We start from the raw sequence: 14,110 nt of genomic DNA, 5'->3' as shown, positions 1-14,110 counted from the left end.
GCGCGGAGTTTTAGGCAGGTTGAGGGAAGAGCAGTCGACTAACAGTCGACTCTACCAACAGTCGACTCTACTGACAGAATCTGTCAGCAGGCTCGTTCCACCATGATTGCTCCCAACAACGGAGCTTCCCCATGTTCACGCCCAGCACCCTGCTGCAGTACGTGCGCGACGTCGCCGCCAGCGCCACCTTCTACGGCGGCATCCTCGGCAAGCCGCCGGTCGAGCAGTCGCCCGGCTTTGCCCTGTTCCTGCTCGGCGATGGCGCCGCACTCGGCCTGTGGCAACGCGACGACGTGCAGCCTCCGGTGTCCGCGCAAGCAGGCGCCGCCGAACTGGCAATGGTGGTGGCCAACCCCGACGCCGTGCAGCAGATGCACGATGCGTGGCGCGCTCTTGGTGTGGAGATCCTGCAGGCGCCGGTGACGCTGGAGTTCGGCCATACTTTTGTCGGGGCAGATCCTGATGGCCACCGCCTGCGTGTGTACAGCCGCGCCGAGGGCCTGGTCGCGCGCGATTGATCGCCCGCATTGTGTAGATCCACGCCATGCGTGGATGGAGCGCGACGGAGCAGGCACAAAAAAACGCCGGGCAATGCCCGGCGTTTTCTCCAAGTCATGTGCCAACCAACGGTTGGCACCTACCGGTCAGGTGGCCGATCAGCTGGCCAGTGCCAGGTCGTCCATCATCGCGCGCAGGAAGCGCGCCGCTTCGCCGCCGGTGGCCGCGCGGTGGTCGAAGGTGACCGACAGCGGGATCACCTTGTGCGCTTCCACGCCGCCCATCACCGGGGTCATCTGGTGGCGGGCACGGCCGGCACCGACGATGGCCACGCACGGCGGCACCACGACCGGGGTCGCGTAGCGGCCGGCGAACATGCCGAAGTTGGACAGCGAGATGGTGTAGCCGCTCAGTTCCGAGGCGGCGATGGAACGCGATTCCACTTGCTCGCGCAGGCGGTTGACGCCTTCGCGGATGCCACGTGCATCGAGCATGTCGGCATTGCGCAACGCCGGCACGAACAGGCCGTCGTCGGTGTCCACGGCGATGCCGATGTCCACCTGTGCGTGCAGGGTGCGGGTCAACGCTTCACCGTCGAACCAGGCGTTCATCGCCGGCACCTTCTGCGCGGCGACCACGATCGAACGCACCAAGCGCGCGGTGACGTCGTTGCCCGGCAGCCAGGCGTGGATGTCGGCGTCGTCGTTCAGCGTGGTCGGCACCACCTTGCTGTGCGCATCGGCCATCACGCGTGCCATGTTGCGGCGCACGCCCTTCAGCGGTTCCGGCTGGCCCTTGGCGACCACGCCCGGCGGCTGGGTGCGCATCGGCTTGCCGGCGGCGGACAGCGGGGTGCGGGCTTCGCTCTGCACCGGGGCAGACACCTGCGCCGGGGCCGGCGCGGCATAGGCAGCAGCGGCAACCGGTGCCGGAGCACCGCCGAGCTTGGCGGTGCCGTTGGCGGCAGCCTGCTTGACGTCGGCCATGGTGACCGCGCCATCGGTGCCGGTAGCGGCCACGCGGCTCAGGTCCACGCCCAGCTTGCGCGCCATCGCACGCACGGCCGGCACGGCCTTGACGCCACCGACGGCCAGCGCCTGTTCGGCGTGCACGGCGTTGGAGCTCTGCATGGCGCCGACCACAGTACCGGCATCATCGCGCTCGGCAGCGGCGGGCTTGGCTTCCTCTGCGGCAACCGGAGCGGCCGCAGCCGGCAGCGGCGGCGGGGTCGGTGCGGCAGCCGGCGCGGCCGGTGCGGCATGACCATGGCTGTGGCCGGTGTCCTGGCCATCGGCACGCTGCGGCAGGTTCGGGTCCAGTTCGAAGCTGGCCAGCACCGAGCCGGTCGGGATGATGTCGCCGGCACCGCCGGACAGCTTCAGCACCTTGCCGGAGAACGGCGAGGGCACTTCCACCACGGCCTTGGCGGTCTCCATCGACACCAGCGGCTCGTCCAGCTTGATCACATCGCCTTCCTTGACGAACCACTCGACGATGGTCGCGTCCGGCAGGCCTTCGCCCAGGTCGGGCAGGTTGAAGTTCTTGGTCTGGCTCATTTGCAGTTCTCTTCCAGCAGTTCCAGTTCGCGGGCCGGCAGCCAACCCGTCGCGCCATTGGCGCGCTCGGACCACCACCACCCGCCGTGTTCGTGATGAAGCTTCACCATCTCGCCGCTTTCCACATCCAGCTCGCGGGCGTCGTAGTCGCACAGCGCTTCGGCGCGACCCTCGTCCAGCAGCTGCAACCAGGCGATGGGCGCCCATCCAGCGCGCCCATCGTTGGTGCGTACCCAGGCAAACGCCGGCCATTCCTCGTCACGGACACCTACTTCGACGATCTGGCCGGTGTGGAACCGGAGCGGGTTGGGATACTGGCTGCGGTAAGCCCCCAGAAGGCGGGCCCGCATGTCAGCCGGCCGCCACCGCGCGCTTGGCCGCAGCCACGATCCGCTCAACGCTCGGCAGGTACTTCATTTCCAGGCGGAACAGCGGAATGTGGGTGTCGTAGCCAGTGACGCGCTCGACCGGGGCCAGCAGGTCGTAGATCGATTCCTCGGCCAGGCGCGCGGCGATCTCGGCGCCGAAGCCCGCGGTTTTCGGGGCCTCCTGCACGATCACGCAGCGGCCGGTCTTGGCCACCGATTCGGCGATGGTGGCGAAGTCCAGCGGACGCAGCGTGGCCACGTCGATGACTTCGGCACTGATGCCTTCGCCGGCCAGCTTGTCGGCCGCTTCCAGCGCTTCCTTCACCTGCGCGCCCCAGGTCACCAGGGTCACGTCGGTGCCGTCGCGCAGCACGAAGCAGACGTCCAGCGGCAAGGCTTCGCCGTCGTTGACGACCACTTCCTTGTACTGGCGGTAGATGCGCTTGGGCTCCATGTAGATCACCGGATCCGGTTCGCGGATCGCGGCCAGCAGCAGGCCGTAGGCGCGCTGCGGCGACGACGGCAGCACCACGCGCAGACCCGGCACGTTGGTGAAGATCGCCTCGTTGGCTTCGCTGTGGTGTTCCGGCGCGCGGATGCCACCGCCCCACGGCACGCGCAGCACCATCGGGCAGTGCAGGCGGCCACGCGTGCGGTAACGCAGGCGTGCGGCGTGGCAGACGATATGGTCGACCATCGGGTACATGAAGCCATCGAACTGGGCTTCGGCCACCGGCTTCATGCCCTGCGCGGCAAGACCAATCGTCAGGCCGGCGATGGTGGTTTCATCCAGCGGGGTGTCGAGGATGCGGTCCGAGCCGAAGCGCTGCTGCAGACCGGCAGTGGCGCGGAACACGCCGCCGTTGACGCCCACGTCTTCGCCCAGCACCAGCACCGACGGGTCGTGTTCCAGCTCCCAGGCCAGCGCCTGGGTGATGGCTTCGATGAGGGTGATCGGGGTGGTGGTCATGCTCTCTTCTCCGCGCGCGACCGCAGCGCTGTCGGCGGCGTTGGTGTGCGCGCCGGGCGCGCCGTTCTTGATCTCATCCATGGCGCTTCTCCAGGGCGATCGCCTGGGCACGCTGGGCCAGCAGGTCCGGCGGCGGATCGGCATACAGGAAGTCGAACATCGCCTCGACCGGCTGCACCGGCGTGTTGAGGTACAGGTTCACTTCCTCGTCCACGCGCGTGCCGCACTCGGCGACCCAGGCAGTCTCTTCGTCCTCGCTCCACACACCGGCGTTGATCAGGTACTTGCGCAGGCGCAGCATCGGCTCGCGCTGCCAGGCATCCTTCACTTCGGCGTCGTCACGGTAGCGGCGCGCGTCATCGGCAGTGGTGTGGTCGGACAGGCGATAGGTCATCAGTTCCAGCACGGTGCCGCCGTCGCCGGCCAGCGCACGTTCGCGCGCCTGCTCCATTGCCGCCAGCACCGCGATCAGGTCATTGCCGTCCACCTGCAGGCAGTGCAGGCCACCGGCCAGGCCTTTCTGCGCCAGCGTTTCGGCACCGGTCTGGGCCGAACGCGGAACCGAGATGGCCCAACCGTTGTTGACGATGCACAGGATCAGCGGGAGCTTGTAGGCGCCGGCCGAATTCAGTGCTGCGTAGAAGTCGGTCTTGGAGCTGCCGCCGTCGCCGCACACGGCCACCGCGATCTGCGCTTCCTTGTTGAGCTTGAACTTCAGCGCCGCGCCTGCGGCATGCAGGCACTGGGTGGAAATCGGCACGCAGAACGGGAAGTCCTTGGCCGCGTTGCCGCCGTAATCGTTGCCGCGTTCGTCGCCGCCCCAGTACATCAGCACGTCGTGCGGACGCACGCCACGCATGAACATCGCGCCATACTCGCGGTACGAAGGCGCGAACACGTCGTCCTTCTGCATCGCAGCGCCGATACCCACGTGCGCGGCTTCGTGGCCCAGGCAGGCGGCATAGGTGCCGAGCTTGCCGGTGCGCTGCAGCGCGATGGATTTGCTGTCGAACGTACGTACGAACAGCATCTGCTTGAACAGCGGTACCAGGACCTTGGGGTCGCGCAGCGACGCGGGCAGGTCATCGCGGACGAGCGTGCCGTCCGTATCCAGGTACTGCAGGTATTCGATCTTGAATTCAGCGGCAACCGTCATTGCGTACTGCACCTTCGACAGAGAAGTTACAAATGATATGAATCGCCATGTTAAGGAACGCGTACGGAATAGCCTTCCTGCGCCGCAACACGGCGATTCCCCGTTTTACCCCTGCCGGCGGGTGGGGGGCCAATAACAACAACGTATTCAGTCGTTGCTGCAAAGCATCAGAATACGCCTCTGGCTGACCGCCAGTACAACGCCCTGGACGGTTCCACGCGCAGGCCCGGGATCGGCCGATGCTCCACGGCCAACCGCACGCCCGGGTATGGATCTGGCGGCTGCCAGCGCGGCGGCAACGCGCTACCCTTGCCGCCCCCGATCTGGTCCCGCCCATGTCCGTCGACAACAACCAACGCGATCTCGAAGCCGGCATCCACACCGACCTGCAGGGACGCCTGACCTACGGCGGCTACCTGCGGCTGGACCAGCTGCTCAGCGCGCAGCAGCCGCTGTCCAACCCGCCGCACCATGACGAGATGCTCTTCATCATCCAGCACCAGACCTCGGAGCTGTGGCTGAAGCTGCTGGGCCATGAGCTGCGTGCCGCAATCGGCTTCCTGCAGCGCGATGAAGTCTGGCAGTGCCGCAAGGTGCTGGCGCGCAGCAAGCAGGTGCTGCGCCAGCTGACCGAGCAGTGGTCGGTGCTGGAAACGCTGACGCCGTCCGAGTACATGGGCTTCCGCGACGTGCTGGGCCCGTCCTCGGGCTTCCAGTCGCTGCAGTACCGCTACATCGAGTTCCTGCTGGGCAACAAGAACGCGCAGATGCTGCAGGTGTTCGAGCACGATGCGGCCGGGCAGGCGCAGCTGCGCACCGTGCTGGAGGCGCCCAGCCTGTACGAGGAATTCCTGAAGTACCTGGCCCGCTTCGGCCATGCGGTGCCGGCGGTGTACGAGGCTCATGACTGGACCCAGCCGCATGTGGCCGACGACGCACTGCAGCCGGTCTTCGAACGCATCTACCAGGACACCGACCGCTATTGGCGCGAGTACTCGCTGTGCGAGGACCTGGTGGACCTGGAGACCGCCTTCCAGCTGTGGCGATTCCGACACATGCGCACCGTGATGCGGGTGATCGGCTTCAAGCGCGGCACCGGCGGCTCGTCCGGCGTGGGCTTCCTGGCCAAGGCGCTGGAACTGACCTTCTTCCCCGAACTGTTCCAGGTGCGGACCAGCCTGCAGGCCGCGCCCCCGGCAGAACAGGGCTGATCCGTATTCAGCTTGGATCCCGGCCGGTGGCTGGATCGTTTCAGATGCAAGTTCAGGGAGCAGGCTGGCACCTGCCTCAAACGGCGTGTATTTGACGTGAACGCCAGAAGTCGGTGATCCTCGCGCGTTGCTCCATCTGCACACCGGACGTGCTCGTCATCCACCGAACCAGGAAATCCGCATGAGCGTAAACGCCACTGCGAACACCCCAGAGCCGGCGCTGCCGGACTTCAAGACCACGCTGGGCCACCCGCGCCCGTTGTGGATGCTGTTCATGACCGAGTTCTGGGAGCGCTTTGCGTTCTATGGCATCCGCTGGGCCTTGGTGCTGTACATCGTCGCCCAGTTCTACAACGGCAGCGCTGCCGGTGAAGGCGACGCCAGCCGCATCTACGGCGCCTACCTGGCCCTGGTGTACGCCGCGGCGATCTTCGGTGGCTACGTGGCCGACCGGGTACTGGGCTACCAGCGCTCGATCCTGACCGGCGCGATCATCATGGCCGCCGGCCTGTTCATGATCTCGCTGCCGCAGGAGCACATCTTCAAGCTCGGCCTGGCCACGATCATCGTCGGCAACGGCCTGTTCAAGCCCAACATCTCGACCATGGTCGGCAAGCTGTATGGCCTGAAGGACGAGCGCCGTGATTCGGGCTTCACCATCTTCTACATGGGCATCAACATCGGCGCGATGATCGCCCCGGTGCTGACCGAGTACCTGGCCCGCAAGGTCTTCGGTACCGACGCGATGCCGTCCTACAAGGTCGTGTTCATTGCCTCGGGCGTGGGCATGCTGATCTCGCTGGTGTGGTTCTACATCGGTCGCGCCGGCCTGAAGGGCATCGGTGCACCGCCGGCCGGCGCTGAAGGTTTCGGCCGCATCATCATGGTGCTGGTCGGTGCCGTGGTCGCCATCCCGGTTGCGTACTTCCTGCTGGCCACCGGCGCCACCGCGCTGGCCTGGATCCTGGGCGCGATGTTCACCGCGCTGGCCATCCTGCTGCTGGTCGAGGGCATCCGCGAGGGCAAGGTGCAGCGCGACCGCGTGATCGCGATGCTGATCATCTTCGCCTTCAACGTGATGTTCTGGATGTTCTTCGAACAGGCCGGCAGCTCGTTCACCTTCCTGGCCGAGAACATCGTCAACCGCCAGTTCGGTGACTGGACCTTCCCGACCGCGTGGTTCCAGTCGGTCAACTCGGTGGCGATCATCACCCTGGCCCCGGTGATCGCCTGGATCTGGGTGGCCATGGGCCGCGCCAATCCGTCCATCCCGCGCAAGTTCGGCCTGGGCCTGCTGTTCAACGGCGCCGCCTTCGCGCTGCTGATGTTCGCCCTGTCGCAGATGGTCGTGGACGGCAAGATCCCGTTCTGGACCCTGTTCATGGTCTACGTCATCCAGTCGGTGGGTGAGCTGTGCCTGTCGCCGATCGGCCTGTCGATGGTGACCAAGCTGGCCCCGGTGCGCCTGGTCGGCTTCGGCATGGGCGGCTGGTTCCTGTCCACCGGCATCGGCAACAACCTGTCGGGCATCTTCGCTGGCGTGGTCAGTGGTGAAGGCGGCATGACGGTCGAGTCGGCCCTGAAGGGGTATACCTTCGGGTTCTGGGCCCTGATCGGCTCCGGCGTGGTGCTGTTCCTGATCGCCCCGCTGATCAACAAGCTGATGCACGGCGTCAAGTAATGATGAGAGGGTAGAAGGCATGCGTAGCAAGCTCGGTACTGCGGCAGTGGTGGTCTGTGCGGCGCTGATCGGCGCCTGTTCCCAACCGCAACCGCCTGCCACCGCCGAGCCCACGCAGCCCCTGGATACCCGACCCACCGAGCCACCGGTCGCTGACCCCAGCGAACCGGTGGCCTCGGGCAACACCCCGGTGGCGGCAGACATCGCCGCCATCGCCGGGCTCGGTGCGCAGTTCGACCCGGCCCGCAACCCCGCCGATGATCTGGCCACCGCCAAGGTGGAAGCCCAGCGGGGCAAGAAGCGCATCCTGCTGGAGGTCGGCAACGCCGCCTGCGAGCGCTGCCGGGCGCTGGACGATGTGGTGGAAGGCAACGGCGACCTGCGTCGCTTCCGCGATGCCCACTACGTGTGGGTGAAGGTCAACGCCAGCGACGAGCAGCCCAACACCGCCTTCTTCGCCCAGTTCCCGGTGATGGAGCGCGACTACCCATACATGCTGGTACTCGATGCCGATGGAAGCCTGCTGGTCTCGCAGGCCACCGGCGAACTGCGCAGGGGCCAAGCCTTCCAGCCGGCACGGGTGAGCGCGTTCCTGAAACAATGGGCGCCTGACAAACCGGAATAGGGGTAGTGCCGGCCGCTGGCCGGCAGGGGTGGTGGTGGGTGGGTGCCGACCGCTGACCGGCAGGAGTGGTGGTGGGTGGGTGCCGACCGCTGACCGCCATCCCCGGTGTGTGCCGACCGTTGACCGCCATCCCGGTGGGTGCCGACCGTTGGTCGGCACAGAAGTGCATCCACGCATGGCATGGATCTACTGTGGTTGCGGTCACATTCCCGGAATCGGCATCTCAATATCGCAACGCGCTCGCCGTTACCGGCAAGGACCTCAGTCGACATCCCGTCGATGCAACCTTCCGGAACGCCCATGCACAGCGACCACGCCGAACGACTGCCCGAACCCGCCAGTGAGTTGGCCGAGGGTGGAGCAGGCGAGGGCGTAACCTTGCCGCCGCAGGAGGCGCTGCTGGATGACACCGGAACCGGCGAGGCCACCGTCGACCTGGCGCCGCCGCGTCATCGCCTGCCGCAGATCGCGCTGCCCGACAACGTGGTGCTGAAGGGGGCGGTGCAGAAGCTGGTCGAGCAGAAGTCCCGGCTTGATGCGCTGGCCGCCGACGGCCAGCTGGCCGGGCTGCTGCCACCGGAGTGGCAGGGGCACGGCGTGCGTGCGATCGAGCTGTCCACCTTCATCCAGGGCGTGCTGCCGTTCCTGCAACCCGGCGAACGTGGCGAAACCGCTCCCGCGCGCCTGCCGGTGCGCCATGTGCTGGGAGACGACAGCCGCTGGGGCCTGGACGATGTCGCCGAACCGAAATCGCTGGCCTGGTACCTGGCCAGCGACGAACGCGCCACCGCTGGCAGCAAGGACGTGGCCGAGGCCTATCTGGTGGGTGCGCTGGGACTGGCGTGGATGCAGGAAGGGCGCAGCCGCCCCGGCTTCCTGCGCGCGATGGGGCAGGACAGCCTGGCCGCGCGGGTGACCATGCTCGGCTACCCGCCGGCCAACGAACTGGCGCTGTACAGCGTCACCGCGCATGGGCATCAACAGATCTGGTGCGTGCATGGCCGCCGTCGCATGCGCCCGCTGGTGGCGCCGTGGCTGAGCGTGCCGGTGCTGACCGCGTATGGCGTGCCGGCGCCGGTCGCGTGGCCGTCCAGTTTCCCGCCGGTGGAGGCCGTAGCCGAGCTGCTGGCGACCGCACGGCAGGGGCGCGCGCTGCCGGAAGTGGACCTGGCCAAGGCGGTGGCGAAGATCGCCGAGGACGCCGCCTCGGAAGCCTGGCAACCGGTCAGCCTGCTGCAGCTCAATACCTGGTCACCGCGTTGGCATTTCTTCCTGGGCACCTTCGTCGGCCTGCCGTCGCTGCTGCTGGTGGCGGCAGCGCTGGCGCTGCCGGGGGCAGTCGAAGCCGCCACGGTTGCGGCTTCCCTCGGCTTCGCCGGTGGTGCCATCGCGGCGCTCGCGGTGCCGTGGATCCATGCACGGCGCAAGCATCTGAGCTGAAGCATGAACGCCATCCGCGCGTGGCGTAGATCTACGGGAGGCCGGGCGCCGCGGTCTGCAGCTGCTGCCGCGCCCGCTCCATGGCAGTCTGCAATCTTTGCTTGAGGACCTCACGGGAGGGCAGCGTGGTCAGGTACTCCGCAACATGGATGCCTGAGCGGTCCAGCTCCAGCAATTCAATCTGGCCCGCCTTCTTCCCTGTGCAGAGGATGATGCCCAACGGCGCCTGCTCGCCGTCCTCACGTTCGTACCGGTCCAGCCAGCGCAGATAGAGTTCCATCTGTCCCTTGTAGGCCGGCTTGAACTCGCCGATCTTCAACTCGATGGCAATTAGTCTGCGCAGGCGCCGGTTGTAGAACAGCAGGTCCAGGTGGAAGTCATCGCCGTCGATCTGGATGCGCTTCTGGCGGGCGACGAAACTGAAGCCCGTGCCAAGTTCAAGCAGGAAGCCCTGCATCTCGCGAAGGATCGCGGTTTCAAGGTCCTGCTCGTCCCAGCTGTCCTTGAGGCCAAGAAAGTCCAGTACGTAGGGATCACGCAGTACCAGCCCTGGAGACAGCTGCTGGTTGCCGCGCAGTGCCGCCAACTCTTCGGCGATGGTCTGCTCTGGCTGACTGGAGAGTGCCGTGCGCTCATACAGCATCGAATCGACGCGCTGGCGCAGCGTACGTACACTCCAGCCCTCGGTGGCGGCCATCTGTGCATAGAAGTCGCGCTTGAGTGGGTCCGCCAGTGGGATCAGCGCGATGAAATGGGTCCAGCTCAATTGTCGTATCAGCGATACGACAATCTGCTCGTCTGCAAATGCGATGGAGAACTGCACCATCCGGCGCAGGCTCTTCTCACCGAAGGATGTGCCGAACTCGGCAGACAGCGCCTTGGCGATCCGGGTGAAGAGAACCTCTCCGTAGCGCGCACGTCGCCCAGCCATCTGGTCAACATGGATGCGACGACCGATTCGCCAGTACAGCAGCGTCAACTCGGCGTTGATGGACCTGTGCATCCTGCTGCGCGCTGCGCAGATCAGCTCTCTGAGATCGGCCAGCAATTCCTGGCCATGCGGCGACGTTGAACGCGAGTCATCCATGAGGGAGCCCGTTCGATGTGGATGGCCGGGCTGTACCCGTTGAACGTGTACCGTCCGGCCGCACACGTGAGCAGTCCAATAGGAGAATTCACTGGATCAGCCCGTTTCGATACACCAGCCTGGCGGAAACGGGCCGTATCGGGCCAATGCGGAAATGCCGCTGGGCGAGGGCGACACTTCAGGGCGGGATCTGCGGAAGGTGAATGCGTCCGATGGCATCGTTTGCGGTCGGTCCGCAGTCCGCCAAAGAGCGGGTCCCGTCAGATCAAAGGGAGTGGACGACAATCGCCCAGCCACTGTTCCGCTACCGGCCGGGGTCGGCACCCGCGACTTGGGGCCCAAAACGACTTAATCCCCTCCGTCCCCTTTTTCTTTCAGACCCCTTCGCCCATCCGTTCCAGGCCTTCGCCGGCCAGGCGCAGGATCAGCTTCTCCAGCACCTGCTCTTCCTCTTCGCTCAGCACCGACATCAGCTTGCGGGTGATCTCGATCACCATCGGCGCGATGGTCTCGTACACCTCGAAGCCGGCTGCCGACAGCGCCAGCACCGAGCGGCGGCGGTCGTCGCCGTGGGTCTCGCGCTTGATGAAGCCGCGCTCCAGCAGGCGGGCCACGGCGCGGCTGACCGCCACCTTGTCCATCGCCGTGCGGTCGGAGACCTCGCTGGCCGAGGAGCCCGGGTACAGCGCCAGGATGGTGATCACCCGCCATTCGGGAATCGCCAGACCGTAACGATCGCCGTATAGCTTGGCGATGTTGCCGCTGACCCGGTTGGACAGCACGCTCAGCCGATACGGCAGGAACTGTTCCAGGTCGAGCAGGACGTGCGAGGAACGCAGGCGGGTCGAAACGGGATCGGCGGGGCTCATGTTGCGGTGCACCTTGCTGGTGGTTTCAAGTGTAACTATAAGGGGTAGGTCCAGACCCTGCATTCTCGCCGGGTCCCTACCTGCCCGCACCTGGTTTGTACCGATGCGGTACCGATTCGGAGCCACGCCATGAATACCGCAGTCCCGACCGCCTCGCATCCCAACCCCGGCATGCAGGTCACCACCTTCGAGAACCCGATGGGCATCGACGGCTTCGAGTTCGTCGAATTCGCCGCCCCGGCCGGCCGTGGCCAGGAGCTGCACGAGTACTTCCGGAAGATGGGCTTCAGCGCGGTGCTCAAGCACAAGCAGCGTCCGATTACCGTCTATCGCCAGGGCGACGTCAACTTCCTGGTCAATGAGGACCCCGATTCGTTCGCCGCCGACTTCGCCGAGAAGCACGGTCCGTGCGCCTGCGGCTTCGCCATCCGCTTCAAGAAGCCGGGCCAGGAGGTCTACCAGACCGCGCTGGGCAACGGCGCCGAAGCCATCGCCTTCAAGCCGGACAGCAAGGCGGTCAGCGCGCCGGTCATCAAGGGCATCGGCGACTGCATGCTGTACCTGGTCGATCGCTACGGCAGCGCCGGCAGCATCTACGACGGCGACTACGAGCCGATCGCCGGTGCCGACCTGCACCCGGTGGGCTTCGGCCTGACCTTCATCGACCACCTGACCCACAACCTGTATTTCGGCAACATGCAGCAGTGGTCGGACTACTACGAGCGCCTGTTCAATTTCCGCGAGATCCGCTACTTCGACATCAAGGGCCTGAAGACCGGCCTGGTGTCCAAGGCGATGACCGCGCCGGACGGCATCGTGCGCATCCCGCTGAACGAATCGTCCGACCCGAAGAGCCAGATCAACGAATACCTGGACGCGTACAAGGGCGAGGGCATCCAGCACATCGCCTGCTTCACCGAGAACATCTACGAGACCGTCGAAGCGATGCGCGCGCAGGGCGTGGACTTCCTCGATACGCCGGAGACTTACTTCGACGTGATCGACCAGCGCGTGCCGAACCACGGTGAAGACGTGCCGCGCCTGGCGAAGAACAAGATCCTGATCGATGCGGATCCGGAAACCCACCAGCGCAAGCTGCTGCAGATCTTCACCCAGAACTGCATCGGCCCGATCTTCTTCGAGATCATCCAGCGCAAGGGCAACGAAGGCTTCGGCGAAGGCAACTTCACCGCACTGTTCGAGAGCATCGAGCGCGACCAGATCCGCCGCGGCGTGCTGTAAGGTCTGCAGGCAATGTCGGCGTCCCGCCGGCATTGCCTGTCCGAATGGTCGTGCCGGCCGCTGGCCGGCAATCTCTGGAGTTCCCATGTCCCCCGCCATCACCGCCCGCGGCTACCAGTCCGGCTTCGGCAACGAATTCGCCACCGAGGCCGTTGCCGGCGCGCTGCCGGTCGGGCAGAACTCACCGCAGAAGGTGGCCCACGGCCTGTACGCCGAACAGTTGACCGGCACCGCCTTCACCGCGCCGCGTGGCAGCAACCGCCGCAGTTGGCTGTACCGGATCCGCCCGGCGGTGACCCATGGCGAGTTCACCCCGTTCGCGCAGTCGCAGCTGCAGTGTGATTTCGGCGCACAGCCGGCTTCACCGAACCAGCTGCGCTGGAGCCCGCTGCCGCTGCCGGAGCTGCCGACCGATTTTGTCGAAGGCCTGTACACGATGGGTGGCAACGGCTCGCCCGATGCGCATGCCGGCGTGGGCATCCACCTATACGCTGCCAACCGCGACATGGTCGGCCGCTACTTCTACGACGCCGACGGCGAGCTGCTGATCGTGCCGCAGCTGGGCGCGCTGCGCCTGCTGACCGAGCTGGGCGTGATCGAGATCGAGCCGCAGCAGATCGCGGTGATCCCGCGAGGCGTGCGCTTCCGCGTTGAACTGCCCGATGGCCCCAGCCGCGGCTATATCTGCGAGAACTACGGTGCGCTGCTGAAGCTGCCCGACCTCGGCCCGATCGGGTCCAACGGCCTGGCCAATCCGCGCGACTTCGAGACCCCGCATGCGGCGTTCGAGGACGTCGATGGCGATTTCGAACTGATCGCCAAGTTCGAGGGCCGCCTGTGGCGTGCGCCGATCGACCATTCGCCGCTGGACGTGGTGGCCTGGCACGGCAACTACGCGCCGTACCGCTACGATCTGCGCCGCTTCAACACCATCGGTTCGATCAGCTACGACCACCCGGATCCGTCGATCTTCCTGGTGCTGCATTCGCCCAGCGACACCCCGGGCACCAGCAACATGGACTTTGCGATCTTCCCGCCGCGCTGGCTGGTGGCGCAGAACACGTTCCGTCCGCCGTGGTTCCACCGCAACATCGCCAGCGAGTTCATGGGCCTGGTGCATGGCGCCTACGATGCCAAGGCCGAAGGCTTCGTCCCGGGTGGCGCCTCGCTGCACAACTGCATGAGTGGTCACGGCCCGGACGCGCCGACCTTCGACAAGGCCTCCAGTGCCGATCTGTCCAAGGCCGATGTGATCAAGGACACGATGGCCTTCATGTTCGAGACCCGCGCAGTGATCCGCCCGACCGCACAGGCGCTGGCCGCCGGCCACCGCCAGGGCGATTACCAGCAGTGCTGGAACGGCCTGCGCAATAACTTCCGCTGACCCTAAAAAGGGGACGGAGGGGA

At 66.1% G+C, this 14,110-nt stretch carries 13 protein-coding genes; 7 read left to right on the top strand and 6 right to left on the bottom strand.

All coding sequences use genetic code 11. The features are described from left to right. Positions 1-131: 131 nt before the first annotated feature. Positions 132-518, top strand: a complete 387-nt coding sequence (locus Q9Q79_RS18845) for a VOC family protein (RefSeq protein WP_012481460.1) — start codon at positions 132-134, stop codon at positions 516-518. Between the two features lie 138 nt (positions 519-656). Here Q9Q79_RS18845 and Q9Q79_RS18840 read toward each other — a convergent pair whose 3' ends face one another. From Q9Q79_RS18840 to pdhA, 4 genes are read right to left on the bottom strand one after another with little or no spacing between them, the layout of a single operon-like run. Continuing rightward, a complete protein-coding gene (locus Q9Q79_RS18840) occupies positions 657-2,054 on the bottom strand; it encodes a dihydrolipoamide acetyltransferase family protein (protein WP_201864024.1) in 1,398 nt (465 codons plus the stop codon). Next, entirely contained in the window at positions 2,051-2,404 is a 354-nt protein-coding gene (locus Q9Q79_RS18835) for an SH3 domain-containing protein (RefSeq protein ID WP_005411349.1), read from the bottom strand. Before Q9Q79_RS18835 ends, Q9Q79_RS18840 begins: the two co-directional genes overlap by 4 nt. A gap of 1 nt (position 2,405) precedes the next feature. Next, the gene (locus tag Q9Q79_RS18830; protein ID WP_005414714.1) at positions 2,406-3,473 is read right to left on the bottom strand and encodes an alpha-ketoacid dehydrogenase subunit beta; all 1,068 of its coding nucleotides are present in this window, start codon (positions 3,471-3,473) and stop codon (positions 2,406-2,408) included. Further along, positions 3,466-4,548, bottom strand: a complete 1,083-nt coding sequence (gene pdhA / locus Q9Q79_RS18825) for a pyruvate dehydrogenase (acetyl-transferring) E1 component subunit alpha (protein WP_111197029.1) — start codon at positions 4,546-4,548, stop codon at positions 3,466-3,468. The genes Q9Q79_RS18830 and pdhA overlap by 8 nt, the downstream gene beginning before the upstream one ends. Before the next feature lie 335 nt (positions 4,549-4,883). Between pdhA and Q9Q79_RS18820 the strand changes: the two genes are divergently transcribed. The 4 genes from Q9Q79_RS18820 to Q9Q79_RS18805 all read left to right on the top strand — a co-directional run bounded on the left by Q9Q79_RS18820 (position 4,884) and on the right by Q9Q79_RS18805 (position 9,505). Further along, positions 4,884-5,759: a tryptophan 2,3-dioxygenase family protein gene (locus tag Q9Q79_RS18820; RefSeq protein WP_049417474.1), complete on the top strand. Its 876-nt coding sequence runs from the start codon at positions 4,884-4,886 to the stop codon at positions 5,757-5,759. Between the two features lie 181 nt (positions 5,760-5,940). Beyond that, a complete protein-coding gene (locus Q9Q79_RS18815) occupies positions 5,941-7,440 on the top strand; it encodes an oligopeptide:H+ symporter (RefSeq protein ID WP_049417472.1) in 1,500 nt (499 codons plus the stop codon). A 19-nt stretch (positions 7,441-7,459) separates the two neighbouring features. Then, positions 7,460-8,065, top strand: a complete 606-nt coding sequence (locus Q9Q79_RS18810) for a thioredoxin family protein (protein ID WP_201864022.1) — start codon at positions 7,460-7,462, stop codon at positions 8,063-8,065. A 300-nt stretch (positions 8,066-8,365) separates the two neighbouring features. Next, positions 8,366-9,505: a hypothetical protein gene (locus Q9Q79_RS18805; RefSeq protein ID WP_154329636.1), complete on the top strand. Its 1,140-nt coding sequence runs from the start codon at positions 8,366-8,368 to the stop codon at positions 9,503-9,505. A 31-nt stretch (positions 9,506-9,536) separates the two neighbouring features. Here Q9Q79_RS18805 and Q9Q79_RS18800 read toward each other — a convergent pair whose 3' ends face one another. Beyond that, positions 9,537-10,592, bottom strand: coding sequence for a PDDEXK nuclease domain-containing protein (locus Q9Q79_RS18800; RefSeq protein WP_201864021.1), 1,056 nt, complete (start codon positions 10,590-10,592; stop codon positions 9,537-9,539). A gap of 374 nt (positions 10,593-10,966) precedes the next feature. Then, entirely contained in the window at positions 10,967-11,461 is a 495-nt protein-coding gene (locus tag Q9Q79_RS18795; RefSeq protein WP_043034279.1) for a MarR family winged helix-turn-helix transcriptional regulator, read from the bottom strand. A gap of 129 nt (positions 11,462-11,590) precedes the next feature. Here Q9Q79_RS18795 and hppD point away from each other — a divergent pair, with 129 nt between their 5' ends. Together hppD and hmgA are read left to right on the top strand one after the other, a co-directional pair. Continuing rightward, positions 11,591-12,703, top strand: a complete 1,113-nt coding sequence (gene hppD / locus Q9Q79_RS18790) for a 4-hydroxyphenylpyruvate dioxygenase (RefSeq protein WP_005411340.1) — start codon at positions 11,591-11,593, stop codon at positions 12,701-12,703. Between the two features lie 85 nt (positions 12,704-12,788). Then, positions 12,789-14,087: a homogentisate 1,2-dioxygenase gene (hmgA, locus tag Q9Q79_RS18785; RefSeq protein ID WP_012481453.1), complete on the top strand. Its 1,299-nt coding sequence runs from the start codon at positions 12,789-12,791 to the stop codon at positions 14,085-14,087. Positions 14,088-14,110 lie beyond the last annotated feature (23 nt).

The sequence above is a fragment of the Stenotrophomonas sp. a6 genome, assembly GCF_030913325.1.
Lineage (GTDB): Bacteria > Pseudomonadota > Gammaproteobacteria > Xanthomonadales > Xanthomonadaceae > Stenotrophomonas > Stenotrophomonas maltophilia.
The sequence above is the reverse complement of the archived record's forward strand: the minus strand, read 5'-3'. Positions and strand labels throughout refer to the sequence as shown.

Bases quoted from the DNA above. Each gene is read 5' to 3' on its own strand.
- Q9Q79_RS18845 (WP_012481460.1), top strand. From the start codon at position 132: ATGTTCACGCCCAGCACCCTGCTGCAGTACGTGCGCGACGTCGCCGCC.
- Q9Q79_RS18840 (WP_201864024.1), bottom strand. From the start codon at position 2,054: ATGAGCCAGACCAAGAACTTCAACCTGCCCGACCTGGGCGAAGGCCTG.
- Q9Q79_RS18835 (WP_005411349.1), bottom strand. From the start codon at position 2,404: ATGCGGGCCCGCCTTCTGGGGGCTTACCGCAGCCAGTATCCCAACCCG.
- Q9Q79_RS18830 (WP_005414714.1), bottom strand. From the start codon at position 3,473: ATGGATGAGATCAAGAACGGCGCGCCCGGCGCGCACACCAACGCCGCC.
- pdhA (WP_111197029.1), bottom strand. From the start codon at position 4,548: ATGACGGTTGCCGCTGAATTCAAGATCGAATACCTGCAGTACCTGGAT.
- Q9Q79_RS18820 (WP_049417474.1), top strand. From the start codon at position 4,884: ATGTCCGTCGACAACAACCAACGCGATCTCGAAGCCGGCATCCACACC.
- Q9Q79_RS18815 (WP_049417472.1), top strand. From the start codon at position 5,941: ATGAGCGTAAACGCCACTGCGAACACCCCAGAGCCGGCGCTGCCGGAC.
- Q9Q79_RS18810 (WP_201864022.1), top strand. From the start codon at position 7,460: ATGCGTAGCAAGCTCGGTACTGCGGCAGTGGTGGTCTGTGCGGCGCTG.
- Q9Q79_RS18805 (WP_154329636.1), top strand. From the start codon at position 8,366: ATGCACAGCGACCACGCCGAACGACTGCCCGAACCCGCCAGTGAGTTG.
- Q9Q79_RS18800 (WP_201864021.1), bottom strand. From the start codon at position 10,592: ATGGATGACTCGCGTTCAACGTCGCCGCATGGCCAGGAATTGCTGGCC.
- Q9Q79_RS18795 (WP_043034279.1), bottom strand. From the start codon at position 11,461: ATGAGCCCCGCCGATCCCGTTTCGACCCGCCTGCGTTCCTCGCACGTC.
- hppD (WP_005411340.1), top strand. From the start codon at position 11,591: ATGAATACCGCAGTCCCGACCGCCTCGCATCCCAACCCCGGCATGCAG.
- hmgA (WP_012481453.1), top strand. From the start codon at position 12,789: ATGTCCCCCGCCATCACCGCCCGCGGCTACCAGTCCGGCTTCGGCAAC.